Below are 18598 nucleotides of genomic sequence, written 5' to 3' on the forward strand. Positions count from 1 at the left end.
ACTCAATTCAGTCGATCCGCAAAAGTGGCTGACCGCTACCCTCACCGCAATCGTCAATGGCCATAAGCAGAGCCAAATCGACCAACTATTACCATGGAATTATACCGGCCCGGTGTGAGTGAGACACCGCTTACGGTTGTAGTTGAGCACTATTAGCTCATCGGCGAGGGGCAGGAACTGGAGGTGCGAAGGTGGTGCCATCAATGTTGGCAACGGGTGTTGGCCAGATAACGCAATATGCAAAATGTTCTTAAGAGCACTCTAAGTAAATTAGATGCCCCAGATGCTGGCGGGCAATCCGGGGCTGCACCCCAAGCTGAGCCCCGCCTGTAAAGTGCAGGTGTTCTTTACCAGACGGTAAAAGATTAGCATTCCCTACTTTGGGATAAGTTGACAAAGAAAAACACTATTAGAAGGCAATCAAATCCGGGGGGGCGCACTCGTGGGTGTAAATGAGGAGGTTGTGCCCTCGATACCCTCTGCAATATCTACTGCTTTTAGGACTTCTCACTCTTCCCCTTCTCGTAGTCTGGCGCGGCCAGCTTTGTCGGCGGCTTCCTGCGCGTCTCTTATCGCTTTCGATACATCAGCGTCTGAGGCTGCCCCTCCTTCATAGCTCCCTTGCGCCCTCTCTCCGATGACAATGTCCGGTATTTGCTGATAGGCAATGATCAGGGCGACAACTGCCGCGATATAGATGATTATTCTCTTAGTAATCACTCGCAGCCTTTCTTGCAGCGCTATGTAGCTGACCGTTCAATTTATTATTCCAAAGGTTGGGAACCAATGATTTCTACCCACGTTATTGCGGCAAGTTGAATGCTTTTTGGGAACGCAAATGCCTATTCAAACAATTTCGGTTGATAATTTTTACTACCTCTCCGAACAACAAAACGGCTTATGGGAAGTCAGGGAAACAGTCACCAATCAACCGGTGTCGCTGAACGGTCAATTTTGTTGTTCGCTTAAAAAGCGGGATGCGGAAGAACTGATTGAGTACTTGAATGGTTTGGATGCGTCGCTTGCAGCGTGACTATTCAGCTCCCCTTCAGAGCTTGCCGCGCGTTGCCATAGTTCACGAGTAACATGTGTCTTGTTATTGAGATATTACCGCGGATCGAAGCAGTGCAGCCTGAAATTTATTTATGAATGTAGAGGGTGCAAATTGAGCAGATTGCCACACCGGATTTAGATGTGGCTACGCGAAGTGAGGGACAAAACCAGAGAAGCGTCAACGGGTACGAATAAACGTCTCGATCAAGTCCTTGCAGTGCTGGCACTGGACAAGAAATGAAAAAAGCCGCCCGGCTGGAGCAGGGCGGCTGTTGTATTGATTAGGAAGCAAATTAGAACTTGTAAGCAACTCCAAGACGGATGTCGTTTGTTTTGAATTTATTAGGTACACCATCCGAACCGCCGAAATCGAAGTCTTTACGACCAAAATCTGTATAGCGGTACTCAAAGCGGACGATCACATTATCAGTTACCGCATAGTCAACGCCTGCACCAAGCGTCCAGCCTGTAACGGTCTCCTTATCAGAATAAGTTCTGTTGATACCGGTAATGCTATATTTGTTCTGTACCTGACCGAAAGCTACGCCGCCCGCGATGTATGGCAAAAAGCGGTCAACTGCGTAGCCCGCACGAACTCGCGCCGCACCTGACCAACGCAATTCGGTTTCGAATTCTTCTGATTGGTTGGCATTATGCTTTTTCAGATCGTTATATGTAACGTCAATATCGGCACCAAGGACGAAGTTGTTTTCAAGCGCAAAATTGTAGCCAGCATAAATACCGCCAAGGAAGCCATTTGGCTTCAATTCGCCGCTATTGAGCAATGAGGTATAATGCGACTTGCCCCAACCGTACCCAATTTGTCCGCCAATATATGCTCCATTCCATGTAAAAGACGGGGCAGCAATAGCTGGGGTCGGTTCTTGATACTGTATAGCATCAGCGGCATTAGCTGCCGACAAACTCAGAAATGTGATTGTCGATGCCAATAATATTGTTTTGATTTTCATAATGTTGCCCAAGCCCTTAAAGTGCATATTTTCTGCTTTAGGTGAATTAACTTCATTGACTGCAAATGTCTGTATCCGTTCTGCCACAGGCTCGCTCAACCGACATGCGAGCTGTGCTTTCGCAAATGTTGATGAATTCACCTTCCAGTCCGGGGACAATTTCTGCCTGCTGTTTCGTGGCGACGGAATGCCCAGACACCAAAAGAACTTTCCATTCCTCTGGCTTGCGAGGCTTCCTGCCGTCTGTCTGGGATACGCTGTATGCACGCGGCCATATTAATGATGCACAGTGGGCAGCAGCTGGCAGATTCCGCATGTATTGGGAGCAATCAGGGGCGAAAGGCGCAATCGCCATCGATTACGGGCCCGTTCAGGTTGATGGCGGCAAAAGGGCATAGACCACTTCCAGATCGTGTTGTCGACGCCACGCAGCAATTGAACGAATGCTCGTATGTCCTTGGCAAACGTACTTTCAACATTATGATCAAGGTTGTCGGGCCAGGTACGGAAATTGCCGACATTGCCAAGACACAGCGCGAGAAGACAACGTTTAGCGATTATATCAAAGATGGCCTTAAAGAATTGGCTGTGCATTGGGGATATAAAACGCGATGGATAGTTGCCCGCTTAAGCGAATTACGCTATATTTTATATCGTGGTTATTTGCGTAAAGTTGCCGAGTGCTTTTCAATCGTCCTACGGGACGCTTTTTTATTAGATATTTACAGCCAAGTTTGGTGCAATAGTGGATATTATCGAAGCTCATAAGCGATGCATTCACAATTGGTCAGAGTTAACCGTTAGCGCAAAATGCGGTTGTTTCTATTGTCTTGAAATATACAGTCCAAATGAAGTTGCCGAATGGACTGACGATGACGATACAGCCATATGCCCTCGCTGTGGAATTGACGCGGTAATTGGCGATGCCTCAGGATTTTCAGTAACTACAGAGTTTATGGGCCGGATGCATCGGCGATGGTTCGAGAATGAGGTGTGACGCCTCAACGGAATGCGAGGGCGTTTTGCACATCAAGCGTATAAGCGCCGATCCTCGCAAGTAGCTGACGGCCAGCGAAAATAGCCATGGTTGGTTAATGGTGGCGTAAAGACGTTGTGAGAGCCTCGCCCAACAGAGTCCGACTAGCGCAAAGATCATTGCTCAGTTATCGGCAATTCAATTCGCTTAGTTTGGTTGTCTGAATAGGTAATTAGAATAAAGGAAGTCGACTTGAATTCATGGGAACTGAGCATCTCATGTGATTGTCTAAGGGCTATATCGATATTTGAAGCAGTGAAATAGGATTTAAAATATCCACCGCCTATCTCATGCCCTTCAAGACTTGCAGCATCCCCCATCGCTTGTTCCAGTTCATCTTCGAATGAGTATAGTTCGAATGTTTCTCCTGATGCGCCAAAATTATCATCAGCAAGTTTGATGTGTATCGCGATCCGTCCGGCAATAGTTGAAGTTAGAGCGGGCTCTGGTGAGATGACTAGGCCCAGAACAGAAGCAAAGATTTTTGATATATATCTCACGATTTTAGCCCTTAGATGAGTATAGACACGGGCTACATATCGTATCTTAATTCGTTTACCAAATCAGAACGGCGGCGCTGAAAGCAGAAGCGCAAGGTCAGATGCGATAACGGTGCACCGTGAGCAAGCAGCCTGAGTATAGAAGGTGTTGGTGCAACGCACACCACGATTTACTCCCACTGTCTGGGTAGCGCCAGACCCGTTCTGGTCACCACCAACCGAATACCTTCCCGGCGTCAAGGATGAGGCGTAAGAGGTTGAGAATATCGGAAAAGCTAGGGCGCTGCATGGGATCGATCCTTTCAAAATGAGGTCGATCACTCGAATAATGCCCGAAAGGTTTCCGCACAAAGCACAGGTATTGATGGTGGTGCTTAAATCATGGGAATTTCCCGTAATTGGCCGAAATATTTAACTAAATCAACCGCTTGTCTGGTTAGGTAGGTGGTGTTCCATAAACCGGATAATCCGGACTTTTCAGCCACGCCTAGTGCGGCTTTTTTATTGTCCAAACATAGGAGAACGATATGCTCTTTGGCTTCAGTGTCATGGCAGCAGCTTTGCTGTCGTCTGTTCTTGTTTTTTGCGGGTGCAGTACCGCTTCATATCGTAGATATCCGCGTCAATGATTGTTTCATTTGTCATCGCGTTGGTTGCTGCGTTCCGATCGCTCTCTGAGAAAATCAATCAGGGAGTAATCAGCTACATGAATGGATCAACCGAACACGAGATGAGTATGTTCGACGTGTTGATTTAGACGATCATGTGAAACAGTTGCGGGATAGCGTGCGTGAATTGAGGGACGAGACCAGAGAAGCGTCAAGGGGTACAAACACCCGTCTCGATCAGGCTCTTGCTGTACTGGTACAGGATAAGAAACAGCCCCGCTGCACTGAATAGGAGCGGGGCTGTTTTTTACTTTGGCAAGTTGGCTGCTGCTTGTTTAATGGTGCTAGCCATCATTTCGCAAAGCTTAGCTTCATCGATGCCCTGAGCTTTTGCTGACGTTTGAATGTCCTGCTCCATGCCCATAGCGGAAACTTTCCCTTCTTTACCGAGGGCTTCAGCTGCATCGCCCTTAGATACGTCAGCAGGAGTTGGAACTAGCGTCATCAACTTTGCCTGAACTTCGATTGCGCTGCCGTCAATAAATCCCTTTTCTTGGCAGTATGAGAGCACGCCAAGCTGATTGCGCGCGGCATTGTAAGCCATTTCCATCTGTTCAGGCGTTGGCTGTTGAGCAAATGCGGAAGTCAATGTTGTTCCGGTAATTGCTGCTGCAATAATTAGACGGCGCATATATTTCTCCATTTTTTGCAGTTATAGGTATCATTTTCTAATGGGCTAAATATATGGCCGCAACCTATTGATGATATTTGGTGGAACAAGTTTCATTAAAGCTTGATATTCAAACTTTACGCCAATGTTCACGCCATAGTAAACTTTGTGGAGAAATTTATACTCAGAGAATGGAAGCCGTTATTCCTGCTATAAGAAATTGACCTGCCACAATTTAAAACAAGCTTTTGGCACTTCCTTGTTGATCAGCATCTTTGGTGGCTCGACGCGTGATCTGCTCATTTTGTAAACACAGTTGGCTTCCAGCCGCGAGCGAAGCCCATCGACATTGCAAGGCTGGCATACTCGATTTCTTTGACGAGGAAATCACGGTCTTTCAAAAGCGCTTCAATCGCTGCTCGCACGTCGCCCTTGTGATAGGCGAGGACGAGCTCGATTTCATTGTCGTATTCATTTTCTTGCGTAACCGCATTCATTGTACTGCTCCATTAAAAAGCAGATACACACGCCATCCGTATATCTGTGTTAAACATGACCGCCATCGATGTTCTTATTTTGTTCATGCTAATAGAAAGAGTCAATACGCCGCATGCACAGATGAAATTTATTTTGCGTGAAGGGGTGGAAGGTGAACCGATTGCCACACCCGACTTAGGTGTGGCGGAACACGTTGAGAACCGATTGCCACACCTTGATAAGTATCAAAGTGATTTCAATCAGTTATAATGATTTTGGGTAAATGTTGGAGGCCTCACCCGGAATCGAACCGGGGTGCAAGGATTTGCAGTCCTCTGCGTAACCACTCCGCCATGAGGCCTTCCGAAGAGCGCTGTCAAATCAGTCAGTCCACTCTTGATGAGTTCCAATATTGATCCAGACACGCTTCGTCAAGCCGTTACGGACAATTGTGCGACATTTCTCCAAGGCTTTCTAATTAAATGTCTTAATTGCGATTACTCATCTGGGTCTCGATCCGACGGTGTTTGTGTTCTCGCTAGATTGCCTTTGGAAAAGGTGTAGCCAGTTTCCACCGCATTGCGCCCAAACTTGTTGCGTAAGCTATCAATTGCGCCTTCCGCTACCGCACGCTTTGTGGCTGCCGTATCAACCAGATCCGGCGGATCCGCGCGATCATCGGTTGACAATTCTCCTACACCAATACCCAGTAGTCTGAATTTGGTGCCATCCAGTTCTTTTTCTAAAAGCTGAAGGCCTGTGCGGAAAATGCGATCAGCAAGCTGTGTGGGGTCTGCGAGCTGGCGATTGCGGGTCCGTAGCTTGAAATCCTGCGTCTTGAGTTTAAGGATGACAGTGCGCCCAGCAATGTCAGCATTTTTAAGACGATGCGAAACCTTTTCCGACAATGCACGTAGGACAGGTACGAGATCGCGCTCTTGCGAGAGATCTTTGTTGAAGGTGGTTTCTGCGGAAACGCTTTTCATGTCGTGTTCTGGTTCGACTTTGCGGCTGTCTTGTCCGCGTGACAGTCTGAAAAGGCGCTGGCCCATCGTGCCGTAAGCCTTCATCAGCGAGCCTTCATCCATTGTCTGCAATTGGCCGATTGTACGAATGCCATCGCTTTCCAGCTTCGCATTAAACGACTTTCCAACTCCCCAGATCATACTCACCGGCTTATCACGCAGGAAATCCAGTGCTTCGGCTTCTCCGATGACAGAAAATCCACGTGGTTTTTGTAGATCAGAGGCTATCTTGGCGAGGTATTTGCAATAGGAAAGCCCGACTGAAATTGTAATGCCAATTTCGTCTTCGACACGTTTGGCGAAGCGAGCAAGAACCAAAGCTGCAGGTGCGCGGTGCAAGCGTTCGGTGCCTTCGAGATCAAGGAATGCTTCATCAATAGAGATGGGTTCGACGAGCGGCGTAAGTTCATGCATCAGTTGTCGAACTTCACGGCCTACACGTGCGTATTTTTCCATGTTGGGTTTAACAACCACAGCTTCTGGGCAAGCTTCCAGCGCTTTAAACATAGGCATGGCGGAGCGCACACCATGAATGCGCGCTATATAACAGGCGGTGGAGACGACCCCGCGCGTACCGCCGCCAATAATGACTGGTTTGTCGCGAATATCTGGATTGTCACGCTTTTCAACAGAAGCATAAAAAGCATCACAATCGACATGGGCCAGTGAGAGTTTGTAAAGCTCTGCATGACGTACAAGCCGCGGACTGCCGCACGTATTGCAACGTCGCGTCGTTGCAAGCTTTTGCGGCGATAGGCAATCGCGGCAGAAACCTTGCTCCGAATTATTTGCGGCATGTGAATCGATCATAGCTGGATGCTGCTTTGTGAACATAAAAGGAACATCGATTTATAGCATTAAACCACAGTAATACCATCGTTACTCGGTCACACTGTCAGTTGTGCACTTGACATTGCCAAGGATATCACCAAGTTTAGCAACATGAACAACCGTTTCGCATCCATACTCCATCGGTTCCAACCGATCATGGGATAGCAACCCTCGAGTCCTGCTTAGCGCAGAGGATTCCGGGGGACGGTTTGCCGCTTGGCTGCAAGCGGAATTGTTAAAAGCGCTTTCTTAAAAAAATAATCAGTTATTCCGGACGAGAATCGTCGCGGAGAGCAATCATCACTAGACAGCAGTGAGCGAACGTCATGAGCGTAAAGAACCGTAAGAAGCCAAAGATCGTTGTAAGCGACATCGACAACGAACGCCTGACAATTCTGGCCGGTAACGTCTCCGAAAAACTGGAAGAAGTTGCTGAGGAACTGTTACAGGAATTGGATCGCGCAAAGGTCGTTCCGCAGAAGAAGCTGCCGCTTGATGTTGTTTGCATGGGCTCGACTGTGGAGTTTCGCTCCAATGATGGCCACGAACGGAAGGTAACACTGGTCTATCCGGGTGAAGCAGATATTGCGCAGGGTAAGATTTCGATTCTCACGCCGATTGGTACAGCACTTATTGGCTTGACGCCCGGTCAGTCGATGTCCTGGACTGCACGTGATGGCAAGGCACACGAGCTTAGCGTTCTGAGTGTTTCTCAGGCCGCATCTGCGAGTGCTTAATAAACATCATTGAATATCGGAAGTGATGAAGCCCCGGTTTTCCGGGGCTCTTTGTTGAGTTATTCGTAGAGCGCAGCCGCCAGCTTACGGATCGCTTCGGCTGTGCGTGGGCCAAATCCCAGCATGTAAGGCCCTTCAAGAACAACCAGTGACTGACTGCGTGCAGCGGGAGTCTCTTGTAATGCTTTATGGGAGAAAACATCCTCGCGTGTTGGCCCGCCTGCACCATCTGATAGCATCAGAACTACATCTGGTTCCGCCTTGACCAGCCATTCTTCCGATACTGGCTTATATCCAGAATAAATAGACAAAGGGTTTGTCCCGCCAGCATAGCGAATAAACGCATCTGCCGCTGTGTCGCTTCCGGCACCACTCAGCTTTGCAAGGCCGTGGAAAAATACAACTTTTTTCTGCTTGTCCGCCGAAACCTTTTTGGCATAGGCCGTGGCTGCATCGAAATCATCTATAACCGTCTGTGTCAGAGCTTCACCCTGCTTCTCAACTCCAAGCCGCTTTGCGATCAGCCCGATTTTTTTGATGAGGCCCTCGCGGCTGTTGTCAACGGGCACATAAAACACTTCGACCGCCGATTGATTGAGCACATCGGTTGTTTCAGGTGGCCCAATATCTTCGGAAGCAATGATAAGGTCGGTATTAAGCGCCAGAATGCCTTCCGGCGACAGACTGCGGCGATAGCCTACATTTGTCTTGTTCGCTGTTTCAGCGGGATATTTGCTGCTGCGGTCGACTGCGATAACTTTATCGCCAGCCCCAAGCGCGAATATGATCTCGGTCACGTCAGGGCCGAGTGAGACGATGCGTTTTGCTTCATCGCTTTCGGCAAATGCTGTCGGTGGTGCGATGCAAAGAATTACGAGCACCAGCAAAGATTTTGCGACTCTGCCGAAAGGTAAAACGCGAGTACCTGATATAAAATGCACTTCGGCCTGATCCATTTTATTGTATGATAGATCAGAGAAATCTATTTAATATGAGTAAAATAATCAAGTTAAATCATGTGGCATTAACACGTGTTTTAACCGGCACGAGCCTTCGATTTGCGTGGTGAATATTTTTTCACAAGACGGAAGCTCTGTTTTGCTGACGGGCGTTCGGAATGGTCGACCAAAGCTGATAATGCACGTGCATAGTCAAGGACAAGTCCGGGTGTCCACGCCATGGATTCAGCGCGTTTTCGCATGAGCCCAGCTGCCCATAATTCCGGAAATACAAGGGCTTGTAGCGCTTTGAATACTGGCCATCTGTGTTCGCGATAGACACCTTCAAGAGCGGCATCGAGTGCATCTGCGACTGCGCTTGAACAGTTTCTGTTTGTCAGATTATAGGTGTCAGTTTCGCGATAGTGTTTCCAAAACCGGCGCAGCCGTGCTGCGTCGATATTGTTGATTTCCACTTTTACGGTTGATGGACACCAATCGTTGGATTCAAACTCGTAACTTGGCAAAAAGCGGCCCGGAACATTATTGTCTGGTGTCGCGCGCAATGTGCGCGTGAACTCATCCGGATTGCGGTCAATTTCGGCTGCCGGATAATGACTGATATAGACATCGGGTGACATTTCCAGTGCAGAATGTCCTGTCGAGATCACACCATTATTATCAACTGCCGCTATGTAGCGATTGATTGCACGCTGTCGCAGCGACGTCATTGCCGTACCAGTTGGCGTCCAGACGTGAACTATTAGCTTTTTACGGTTGCGTGCTGTTCGCTTTTTATAAATCTGTGCGGCGCGATAATTGAAAGGATTTCTACTCAAAATGCTTGTTAGCGATGCGTCGGCTTCCAGACGTTTAATTCGGAACGCAATGTTGAGCAGGCCTATGCCAGTCAAAACAAGTACAGCGCCGACATTGACGCCGACAGTTCCAGCGTACCACGTCGGCCAAGGTTGAAGCGTGAAAATTGCTATCAGAACTTCAACAACGCCACCGATGAGGCCGACTTTCCAGCGCGGATAACGGACAACCCATGCACTGCCGATACGCACAACGCCGTCAATGAAGAAGCAAAGGCCGAATAAAACCGCGAGTGCGAAGTTACTCGCTGGAGTAGAGGTTAGGATTAATATGCTAACGCCTGACAGAGCAACGCCTTGCACGATGCGCATTCTTCGTGCCGTGCCTTGGCTTGCAAACGCTGCAAAAAGGCACAGTGCTGCCTCTGGAAGCAGAAAATACCCAAAAATACGTGTTGGGATAAGAGTTTTACCGTCGAGTGCATCGATAACGATTAACGCACCGCCGATAATCCATAAAGCGGATACCACCAGAAGGGTTCTCCAGTGTCGCTGAATAATCTCGCGACCTAGCAGAAGAAATAGTATCCGTATCACCCTACAACTCCGTCAACATTCAGCACATCTTTATTAGACGCAATAAATAGGGTGTTTCAATTTAAAATGAGTTTAAATTAGCTAATCATGAATAGTTGATCGGTATTCAGTCTGTAAAATAGAAAAAGCCCCGAAAATGCGGGGCTTTAATAGATCGTCGCTGACGTTACGTTATCGCTCGCGCGACCCAAATCAATATGCATGCACCGATGAAGCCAGCAATCAGGTAGCCAAGCCAGCCACCGAACGATACGCCCAGAAGGCCGAATAAAAAGCTGGCAATGCCCGCACCGATAATGCCCAAAATAATATTCATGAATATGCCAGTGTTACTATTCATGAAATTGGACGCAATCCAACCTGCAAGACCACCGATAATGATTGCTGCGATCCAGCCTACACCTGCTTCACCCATTTTACTCTCCATATTCCACAAGATAAGGATGGATATGTATCAGTTGAGATGTTTGACAAGAGGCAACAAAGCTGGCGTTTAAAGGCGGGCAGGGACTTATGATCACTGCCCGATATTGCTGGATGTTTAGAAAGGCCAGGCGCGCTGGGGGCCACGCATTTGTTCGAAAGCTGTTGCCATTTGCAACACGCCCAGATCGTCAAAGCGACGCCCAGCAATCTGCAACCCGATTGGCACGCCAGCACTGTCATATCCACAATTAACAGAAATGGCAGGCTGTTCGCTCATATTGAACAACAGCGTGAAATTGATGTGTGATTGTGCACCCTCAACAGTGTTGTTGTTTGGATATGTCCACTCTGCTGGAAAGCTGACATTGGGTGAAATTGGCGTCAAAACAAAATCGTAATCGGCAGTCGCCGCGACAGTCTTTGACCTGATCTCCAGCGTCATCAAATAGTTACGGAAGACTTCTTCCCCTGTTTTTCCAAGGCCGGATTCAGCCCATTCACGCATGATGGGAAGGATTTTCTCACGTGTTTGCTCTGGAAGGGCCTGCACATCTAAACCGGATCTTGTGCGCCAGAAATGATCCAGACCACGAAGCATCTCAGGCGTCATCCAAGGCTTTAAAAGTTCGACATGTGCACCGGCACTTTCGAATAATTTGGCGGCCTCCGTGACGGCAGCGGTTACTTGCGGATCGACAGCCATTCCGCAGCCCGGGTCGAGAAGAAGGCCAATCTTTAAGCCACGAACGCTACGCTCAAGATTTAGCCAATCAATGTCGGCTTCTGGGAGGCTCATGTGATCGCGACTGTCTGGTTGGGACAGAATAGCCATGGCCATTGCTGCATCGTGAACGCGACGCGTCATCGGACCTGCGGCACGTCCCATAAAAGGTGGCTCGATAGGAATGCGTCCCAAGCTTGGCTTATGCCCGACCAGACCACACCATGCAGCCGGTAGCCGAACAGAACCGCCGATATCCGTTCCCAGATGAATGGGGCCATAGCCCGCAGCACCGGCAGCAGCAGCACCGGCACTCGATCCGCCGGGGTTCTTTTCCAGATTCCAAGGATTGCGGGCGAGTTTGTGGAAGCTTGATGTACCGGACGATGCCATCCCGAAATCCGGCATTGTGGTTCGTCCGAGAAACACTGAACCAGCCTCGCGCAGGCGGGCGGCGGGTGGTGAATCTGCGCTCTTCGGTGTCATGTCGCCAGAGGCCGTGCCCAGCGGCATCGGCACGCCTTTGGTCGCAATGTTTTCTTTGAGTGTGATGGGAACACCATCCAGCGATACGCCCTTTACACGAATTGGATCGCCTGCTTTCCAGCGTGCTTCAGATGCGCGTGCTGCTTCAAGAGCGCCTTCGGCATCAACAAACCACATCGCATTCAGTTGCGGGTCGTGTTGCTCAATATGTTCAATAACCGCTTTGGTAACATCAACAGGCGAAAAAGTTCCGGCTTCGTAGCCGTTAATCATTTCCTGAGCGCTGAGTGCGTTAAGTTTTGTCATGATTACGTTCGATCCAGTCTAAGGAAAAATGAAATTCAGTTCAGCGGTGCTTCGATTGTCGTTGTGCCAAGCTCACGGAAGTGGGCAAAATCCCACTGCCTGCCAGGTGCTGCATCAATCAGGCTGCGCGTATAGGCGTGTTTGGGGTCTGAAAGCACATTGATCGCGGTGTCATACTCAACGATGCGGCCATGCTGCATAACCAGAACATCGTCACAAATTTGCGCGGCAACACGCAGATCATGTGTGATGAAAAGGGTGGAAATGCCGAGCTTTTCCTGCAATTCATCGAGCAATTGTAACACCTGTGCCTGAACCGAAACGTCGAGTGCAGAAACCGCCTCGTCAGCCACAAGGACATCCGGCTCCATGGCAACGGCTCTTGCAATGGCAATACGCTGGCGTTGGCCACCGGAGAACTGGTGCGGATAACGATCGATTGCATCTTCCGGTAATCCAACCAGTTGCAGCAGTTCCGCTGCGCGCGCTGTCGCCGTGCGTTTATCAACGCCCATGTTGACCGGACCTTCAACAAGGCTTCGGCCAATCGTCCAACGCGGATTAAGTGAGCGAAACGGGTCCTGAAAGATGATCTGGATATGCTTGCGATAGGGTTTAAGCTGGCGTTGCGAAAGCTTGGCGATGTTGTAATCGGAAACTCTAATGTCGCCCGCCGTAGGATCGATAAGACGCATTACACATCGGGCAACGGTCGATTTTCCCGAACCGCTTTCGCCCACGATGCCGAGTGTTCGACCGCGCTTGATTGTGAAACTTACATCGCTTGCAGCGAATGTATGCTCACCTTTAACGAAAACCTTGTGCGTTCCGTATGCCTTTTGAAGATCTTCAACCTGTAGGGCAAGTTCATCAGAAGCAGTCGCGCGTGCTGCGCGTGGCGTCAGGCTTGGTACAGATTGCAGCAGTTTTTTCGAGTAATCTTCCTGTGGGGAGCGCAGCAGTTTTTCGACCGGTGCATGCTCAACGACATTGCCGTTTTTCATCACATGGACGGTATCAGCAATTTCCGCCACAACGCCCATATCATGCGTAATGAACAAAACCGCTGTGCCGTGCTTTTCCTGCAATTCGGCGATCAGGCTGAGGATTTGCTTTTGCGTTGTGACGTCAAGTGCTGTCGTCGGCTCATCAGCAATCAGCAATTGCGGTTCAAGCACAAGCGCCATGGCGATCATAATGCGCTGGCGCTGACCACCGGAAAGCTGATGCGGATAGGAGCGATAAATGCGATCAATATCGGGCAGGTGTACCTGCTCCATGATGTTGAGAACACGCGCTTTGCGTTCGCTGGATGACAGGTTCAAATGCGTGCGCAGCACCTCTTCAATCTGTTCGCCAACGCGCAAAACCGGATTAAGCGCCGTCATCGGCTCCTGAAAGATCATCGATATTTTTCGGGCGCGAATGGCACGCATTGCCTGTGGTCCAAGATCGAGAAGATTTTTGCCTTCCATATTGATCTGCCCCCCAGCGGGTTCAAGCGCACCTTTTGGCAAAAGCCCCATGATCGAAAGCGATGTGACGGATTTGCCCGACCCGCTTTCACCGACGAGACAAACCGTCTCACCTTTTCTGATTTTCAGTGAAATGCCATTGAGAACCGGCTTTGCATTGGCATTGCCAGCGAGCCTTACGGTCAGATCAGATATTTCGAGCACTGTGGGTGCATTATCAAAATTGCGGTTCTTAAAAATCATGATCAGCCCTCGCGTTTCTTGAGACGTGGATCAAGCAGATCACGCGCCGTATCGCCAAGAAGGTTGATGGAAAGGATGCACAGCGAGAGCAGCAATCCCGGCCAGAAGATCAGCGATGGCTTAAGCTGAAAATACAATCTGCCTTCAGCCATGATGTTGCCCCATGTCGGGATTTCGGTCGAAATGCCTGCACCCAGGAACGACAGAATAGCTTCGGTTAGAATAGCCGATGCACAGACATAGGTGGCCTGCACAGTCAGTGGTGCCAGTGTGTTTGGCATTAAATGCTGCCAGATGATTTTTGGCATCGAAGACCCAAGCGAGAGGGCAGCTTCAATATAGGGTTCTTCGCGCGCTGAAAGCACAATGGAACGTACCAGACGGACAACGCGCGGAATTTCTGGAATGGTGATTGCCGCCAGAACCGAGCCAATGCTTGCACCGTTTAGCGCGATCAGTGCGATGGCCAGCAAGATGGACGGTATCGCCATCAGGCTATCCATAACACGCATAACGATGGCATCAGCAACGCGGGAGAAGCCCGCAACCAGGCCAATGATCAGCCCAAGAAAGATGCTGACAATTGCAGCGCCAATTCCGATGAGCAGCGATACACGCCCACCCATCAGAACACGAGACAAGAGATCACGACCATAGCCGTCCGTACCCAGCGCATAAGTTTCTGAAGGTGGCTTCAGACGCTGCAAGGCATCCATTGTCATAGGATCATGCGGGACAATCCATGGTGAGATCAGAGTCATCACGACGAGAATGATAAGCACGGCGGCGGCAATGATCGGACCAATGCCAAGCCGAGTTGCTTTTGAGAAGGACAGAGCGCTCAGCAGCCATTGCAGGCGTGCTGCCGGTTGTGGTGTGGCTGACATTAGTAGCGTATCCTTGGGTCAAAGAGCGTGTAGGAAAGATCAATCAGTAGATTGACGAACACGTAAAGCGCACTGGTAAGCAGGATCATTCCCTGAATAACCGGATAGTCGCGTGCGAGGACTGCATCCACGGTCAGACGCCCAATTCCCGGGATATTGAACACGCTTTCGGTTACAACCACGCCGCCGATCAGCAGAGCAAAGCCTGTGCCTATAACAGTGAGAATAGGAACCGCAGCATTGCGCAATGCATGATGAAAAAGAACGACTTTTTCGCGCACACCCTTAGCGCGAGCGGTGCGGATATAATCCTCACCCAACACTTCAAGCATGGAGGCGCGTGTCATGCGTGCAATAAGCGCCACATAAATCACGGCCAGCGTAAAACAGGGGAGTGCTGCGCGCGAAAGGAACTTGCCAAAGTTCTCTGTCGGAGCGGTATAGCCCTGCACCGGGAACCAGCGCAGATCAATCGCAAAAAACTGGATGAACAGGTAGCCGATAACGAAAACCGGTATCGAGAAGCCCAACACCGAGAGCGTCATGACGGCGTAATCGATCCATGTGCGATGACGCCAAGCAGCCAAAATTCCCAGCGGAACTGCAATGGCAACGGACAAGAAGATCGTCATTAAAGCGATGTTCAAGGTTGGCCACATGCGCTGGCCGATCATTGTGGTGACTGACGTGCCGGAAATAAGCGACGTTCCGAGATCACCCTGAAACAGATGGCCGACCCAAGTGAAAAACTGAGTATGAAGCGGCAGATTCAACCCCAACGACTCCCTGATGCGATCAAGCTGCTCGGTCGTTGCTGAATCACCGGCAATGATCGCGGCGGGATCACCGGGGGTCAGACGCAGAAGGAGGAAAACAAAGATCGCAACGATTGCCATCACAGGGATGACGGCAAGAATGCGACGCAGGATAAAACCAAACATCGGGTTGTCCTTGTCGAAATTTCAAACGAAAGAGAACGAGCCGGAAAGAATGAATTTCCAGATCAAACGCATTCAGATTCATGTGAGTAGTTCGGGAGGTGATGACGGCGCTGAACGTTGCGCCGTCAACCTGTATCAAAATTGAGGCTAGGGTTATTCGACTTTTTTAACGTTCCAGAATACCTGCACCGGAGACATAACCATATCTTCAAGCACCTTGCGGCGGGCATGCGGCGAGAAGAACTGACCAAGCGGCACATAGCTCACATTGTCCATCGCATGGATTTGGATCTTCTTGGCGATTTCTTTGCGCTGCTCAGGTGTTGTCGCATCGATGAATTCTTCGCGCAGAGCTTCGATTTCATCATCCTTCGGCCAACCAAACCATGCTTGATCACCACGACCATTGAGCATAGGGCTGATCAGTGGATTGTCGACTTCTGGCACGATCCAGTTCGTAAAGAACATGTTCCAGCCGCCTTCGCTTGGCTTGCCCGGATTGGCCCGGCGCGTGACAATTGACTGCCAATCCATCGGCTGCAAATCAACATTAAAGCCTGCAGCACGTAAGGCTTGAGCTGCAACGATCGGCTGAGATGACGTTACACGCACATCGGTAGCCTGAAGAATAACAACAGGCGTGTCATCATAGCCAGATTCTGCAAGGAGCTTCTTAGCACCTTCAATATCGCCGCCATTGATCAGCGTTTCGCCGCCGGTTTCATCGCCCAAAGGTGTTCCGCAACCAAAGATCGCACCACAAACCTTATAGTAGTCGGGGTTGCCGACGATGTTTGCGAGGAAATCCTTCTGGCTGAGCGCTTTCATCGCTGCTTGACGAACTTTCTTGTTATCAAACGGCGGATGCTTGAAGTTCATTCGCGCAATTGCCTGATAGCCGAGATCATCGCGAAGCTCGACAGCAACATCATCGCTGGTCTCGAGGATTGGCAGCAGATCTACAGGCACCTGATCGATGAAATCGACTTCGCCCGACATGATCGCATTAACGGCGGTCTGCGAGTCCGCCATTGTAAGCCAGTTGACCTCGTCAACATTGACCTTTTTGCCGCCTGCCATCCAGCTTGGTGGCTCATCGCGCGGCACATAGTCTTCAAACTTCACATAAGTGGCACTGACACCCGGCTGGAATTTTTCGGTAACAAATTTGAATGGGCCAGAACCGATATATTCTGTGATTGCTGTATCTGCTGGCGTTGCAGCGATGCGCGCAGGCATGATGAAAGGAGGTAGTGCGGATTGTTTTGCAATTGTATCGAGAAGCGGAGGGAATGGCTTGCTTAGCGTCCACACAATCGTCTTGTCGTCTTTTGCTTCAAGGCTGTCCGTGAGCTTGAAAATTGTCTGCCCGCCGGAATCGCGCTGGCCCCAACGCTTCAGTGAAGCAACCGCATCCGCAGCTGTAACTGGTGCGCCGTCGTGAAATTTCAGGCCGTCACGCAGCGTAAATGTATAAGTTTTGTTGTCATCGGAGACTGTCCAGCTTGCCATCTGTGGCTGTGGCTGAAATTTGTCATCAACGGCGACCAGCACATCATAAATCATATAGGCATGGTTGCGCGTGATGTGTGCGGTTGTGATTACCGGATCAAGGACGCGCAGTCCTTCCATGACGGCCGTGATGGTTTGCGCCTGAGCTGGCAGACAGAATGCTGAGTCGGCAAGCAAAACGGCTGCCATGCCTGCAACGGTCGACCGCAAGCGACTCATGCCGCGATTTGCACGGCCCTTAGCTTTCAGCGATGGCTGTGAATTCTTTTCGTGAAGCATTGCTTTTCCCATTTTCAGATGATGTTCCGTTGTTTTTTCTGGCAGCAATGATGCTGACTGGTGGCTTTGACATCCAACCTTATAGCTCGCGTCGAAGTGAAGACTTGTTCCGCGCATTATTTCCTCCTCCAGATCACCAGCCAATCATTCCCGTGATTGACATAAGTATCGTCTAGCGATACGGTAGTATTGTTATTGACGATAGCTGGCATTTTGCTAATGTGTCAAGGGGATTTAAAGGAGGGGCTATGCGCGACGTTGAGAGAGTGGAATATGGTGTTCGTCCGGTGTCTGATGCGGATGAAAAAGACCCGCTTTTTGTCTCTGCAATCGCACGTGCGATGCAGGTTTTGTCAGCCTTTCACGGCACCAGTAAGCCATTGACTCTCAACGAGATTGCAAAAATCTGCGGCATGGGAAAAAGCACTGTGCAGCGCATTGTTCACACACTTCGCCAGCAGGGATATATTGAACGCGACCCAAATGATCGTGGGTATGTACCCGGCATTCGTATTCTTGATCATACGCTGGATTATCTTCGATTAAATTCGGTTATTGTGCGCGCACTTCCATCTCTGCTTGAGCTGCGACGGGACGCCAGTGAGCGTGTCGATCTCAGTGTCAGGGATGATCTGCGTCTGGTTTATGCGCTGCGTTTGCAAAGTAAGCGTGAGGCTTTCTTTGCAACGCTTATCGGCAATAGCGTGCCGCTTTATTGCACTTCGGGCGGACGCGCAGTTATGGCGCAGCTTCCAGATGATGAAGTGGATGAGATTATTCAGCGGTCTAAACGCCGCAAATTTACACCGCGCACCATTACTGAGCCGCAAGAAATCTGGGATAAAATCCATGAAGCGCGGGAAAACGGCTATGCGCTTGCTTCAGAAGAAGTTCTTCAAGGCGAAATCGCTATTGGTGCAGCAATACGCGGTCCAGAAGGGCGCCCAGTTGCAGCCATTCACGTCGGCGGATCACTAAGCGAGTGGAACAAAGAGACGTTTTCAAGTCACTTTGCACCACTTATTATGGCGGCGGCAGGTACGATTAATCGACTTTAGATT

The 18598-nt window shown here is 49.8% G+C and carries 21 protein-coding genes and 1 tRNA gene; 6 read left to right on the top strand and 16 right to left on the bottom strand.

Annotated elements, in window-relative coordinates:
• On the top strand, positions 1 to 118 hold a 118-nt coding region (locus tag WH356_RS16250; protein WP_339512860.1), incomplete at its 5' end, for a transposase domain-containing protein.
• A gap of 389 nt (positions 119 to 507) precedes the next feature.
• Here WH356_RS16250 and WH356_RS16255 read toward each other — a convergent pair.
• Complete coding sequence (locus WH356_RS16255) at positions 508 to 720, bottom strand: hypothetical protein (protein WP_339512635.1); 213 nt, start codon at positions 718 to 720, stop codon at positions 508 to 510.
• Between the two features lie 118 nt (positions 721 to 838).
• Here WH356_RS16255 and WH356_RS16260 point away from each other — a divergent pair, with 118 nt between their 5' ends.
• Positions 839 to 1033 (top strand): hypothetical protein, encoded by a 195-nt coding sequence (locus WH356_RS16260; RefSeq protein WP_310012136.1) that lies wholly within the window; start codon positions 839 to 841, stop codon positions 1031 to 1033.
• A gap of 313 nt (positions 1034 to 1346) precedes the next feature.
• On the opposite strand, the gene WH356_RS16265 is transcribed toward WH356_RS16260, so the two are convergent.
• Positions 1347 to 2024 (bottom strand): outer membrane protein, encoded by a 678-nt coding sequence (locus WH356_RS16265; protein ID WP_339512862.1) that lies wholly within the window; start codon positions 2022 to 2024, stop codon positions 1347 to 1349.
• 52 nt (positions 2025 to 2076) lie between these two features.
• Positions 2077 to 2379 (bottom strand): recombination protein NinB, encoded by a 303-nt coding sequence (locus tag WH356_RS16270; protein WP_339512637.1) that lies wholly within the window; start codon positions 2377 to 2379, stop codon positions 2077 to 2079.
• Here WH356_RS16270 and WH356_RS16275 point away from each other — a divergent pair.
• Positions 2286 to 2792: a hypothetical protein gene (locus tag WH356_RS16275; protein ID WP_339512880.1), complete on the top strand. Its 507-nt coding sequence runs from the start codon at positions 2286 to 2288 to the stop codon at positions 2790 to 2792. The genes WH356_RS16270 and WH356_RS16275 overlap by 94 nt on opposite strands.
• A gap of 384 nt (positions 2793 to 3176) precedes the next feature.
• Here the strand turns inward: WH356_RS16275 and WH356_RS16280 are convergent, their stop codons facing one another.
• From WH356_RS16280 to WH356_RS16290, 3 genes are all read right to left on the bottom strand, one after another.
• Positions 3177 to 3560 (bottom strand): hypothetical protein, encoded by a 384-nt coding sequence (locus WH356_RS16280; protein WP_339512639.1) that lies wholly within the window; start codon positions 3558 to 3560, stop codon positions 3177 to 3179.
• A 915-nt stretch (positions 3561 to 4475) separates the two neighbouring features.
• The gene (locus WH356_RS16285) at positions 4476 to 4871 is read right to left on the bottom strand and encodes a pore-forming ESAT-6 family protein (RefSeq protein ID WP_310014484.1); all 396 of its coding nucleotides are present in this window, start codon (positions 4869 to 4871) and stop codon (positions 4476 to 4478) included.
• Positions 4872 to 5137: 266 nt separating this feature from the next.
• Positions 5138 to 5335 carry a hypothetical protein gene (locus WH356_RS16290; protein WP_310012123.1) on the bottom strand — a complete coding sequence of 66 codons (198 nt, stop codon included), beginning with the start codon at positions 5333 to 5335 and terminating at the stop codon, positions 5138 to 5140.
• A gap of 55 nt (positions 5336 to 5390) precedes the next feature.
• Between WH356_RS16290 and WH356_RS16295 the strand changes: the two genes are divergently transcribed.
• Positions 5391 to 5585 carry a hypothetical protein gene (locus WH356_RS16295; RefSeq protein ID WP_339512642.1) on the top strand — a complete coding sequence of 65 codons (195 nt, stop codon included), beginning with the start codon at positions 5391 to 5393 and terminating at the stop codon, positions 5583 to 5585.
• A 17-nt stretch (positions 5586 to 5602) separates the two neighbouring features.
• Here the strand turns inward: WH356_RS16295 and WH356_RS16300 are convergent.
• Positions 5603 to 5676, bottom strand: a tRNA-Cys gene (locus WH356_RS16300).
• A gap of 136 nt (positions 5677 to 5812) precedes the next feature.
• Positions 5813 to 7150: a DNA polymerase IV gene (locus WH356_RS16305; protein ID WP_339512644.1), complete on the bottom strand. Its 1338-nt coding sequence runs from the start codon at positions 7148 to 7150 to the stop codon at positions 5813 to 5815.
• Between the two features lie 347 nt (positions 7151 to 7497).
• Here WH356_RS16305 and rnk point away from each other — a divergent pair, with 347 nt between their 5' ends.
• Positions 7498 to 7908: a nucleoside diphosphate kinase regulator gene (gene rnk, locus WH356_RS16310; RefSeq protein WP_310012112.1), complete on the top strand. Its 411-nt coding sequence runs from the start codon at positions 7498 to 7500 to the stop codon at positions 7906 to 7908.
• Between the two features lie 59 nt (positions 7909 to 7967).
• On the opposite strand, the gene WH356_RS16315 is transcribed toward rnk, so the two are convergent.
• The 8 genes from WH356_RS16315 to WH356_RS16350 form a co-directional block, all read right to left on the bottom strand.
• A complete protein-coding gene (locus WH356_RS16315) occupies positions 7968 to 8789 on the bottom strand; it encodes a heme/hemin ABC transporter substrate-binding protein (RefSeq protein WP_339512864.1) in 822 nt (273 codons plus the stop codon).
• 155 nt (positions 8790 to 8944) lie between these two features.
• A complete protein-coding gene (locus WH356_RS16320; protein WP_339512647.1) occupies positions 8945 to 10195 on the bottom strand; it encodes an HdeD family acid-resistance protein in 1251 nt (416 codons plus the stop codon).
• A gap of 232 nt (positions 10196 to 10427) precedes the next feature.
• Positions 10428 to 10676 carry a GlsB/YeaQ/YmgE family stress response membrane protein gene (locus WH356_RS16325; RefSeq protein ID WP_339512649.1) on the bottom strand — a complete coding sequence of 83 codons (249 nt, stop codon included), beginning with the start codon at positions 10674 to 10676 and terminating at the stop codon, positions 10428 to 10430.
• Between the two features lie 126 nt (positions 10677 to 10802).
• Positions 10803 to 12200 carry an amidase gene (locus tag WH356_RS16330; RefSeq protein WP_339512651.1) on the bottom strand — a complete coding sequence of 466 codons (1398 nt, stop codon included), beginning with the start codon at positions 12198 to 12200 and terminating at the stop codon, positions 10803 to 10805.
• A gap of 35 nt (positions 12201 to 12235) precedes the next feature.
• Positions 12236 to 13918 (bottom strand): ABC transporter ATP-binding protein, encoded by a 1683-nt coding sequence (locus WH356_RS16335; protein WP_339512653.1) that lies wholly within the window; start codon positions 13916 to 13918, stop codon positions 12236 to 12238.
• A 2-nt stretch (positions 13919 to 13920) separates the two neighbouring features.
• Positions 13921 to 14805, bottom strand: coding sequence for an ABC transporter permease (locus tag WH356_RS16340; RefSeq protein WP_339512655.1), 885 nt, complete (start codon positions 14803 to 14805; stop codon positions 13921 to 13923).
• A complete protein-coding gene (locus tag WH356_RS16345) occupies positions 14805 to 15746 on the bottom strand; it encodes an ABC transporter permease (RefSeq protein ID WP_339512657.1) in 942 nt (313 codons plus the stop codon). Before WH356_RS16345 ends, WH356_RS16340 begins: the two co-directional genes overlap by 1 nt.
• A 153-nt stretch (positions 15747 to 15899) precedes the next feature.
• On the bottom strand, positions 15900 to 17477 hold the full coding sequence (locus WH356_RS16350) for an ABC transporter substrate-binding protein (RefSeq protein WP_421566016.1): 1578 nt from the start codon (positions 17475 to 17477) through the stop codon (positions 15900 to 15902).
• 308 nt (positions 17478 to 17785) lie between these two features.
• Between WH356_RS16350 and WH356_RS16355 the strand changes: the two genes are divergently transcribed.
• Positions 17786 to 18595, top strand: coding sequence for an IclR family transcriptional regulator (locus WH356_RS16355; RefSeq protein WP_339512659.1), 810 nt, complete (start codon positions 17786 to 17788; stop codon positions 18593 to 18595).
• Positions 18596 to 18598 lie beyond the last annotated feature (3 nt).

The organism is Ochrobactrum sp. MYb379 (assembly GCF_037479515.1).
Lineage (GTDB): Bacteria > Pseudomonadota > Alphaproteobacteria > Rhizobiales > Rhizobiaceae > Brucella.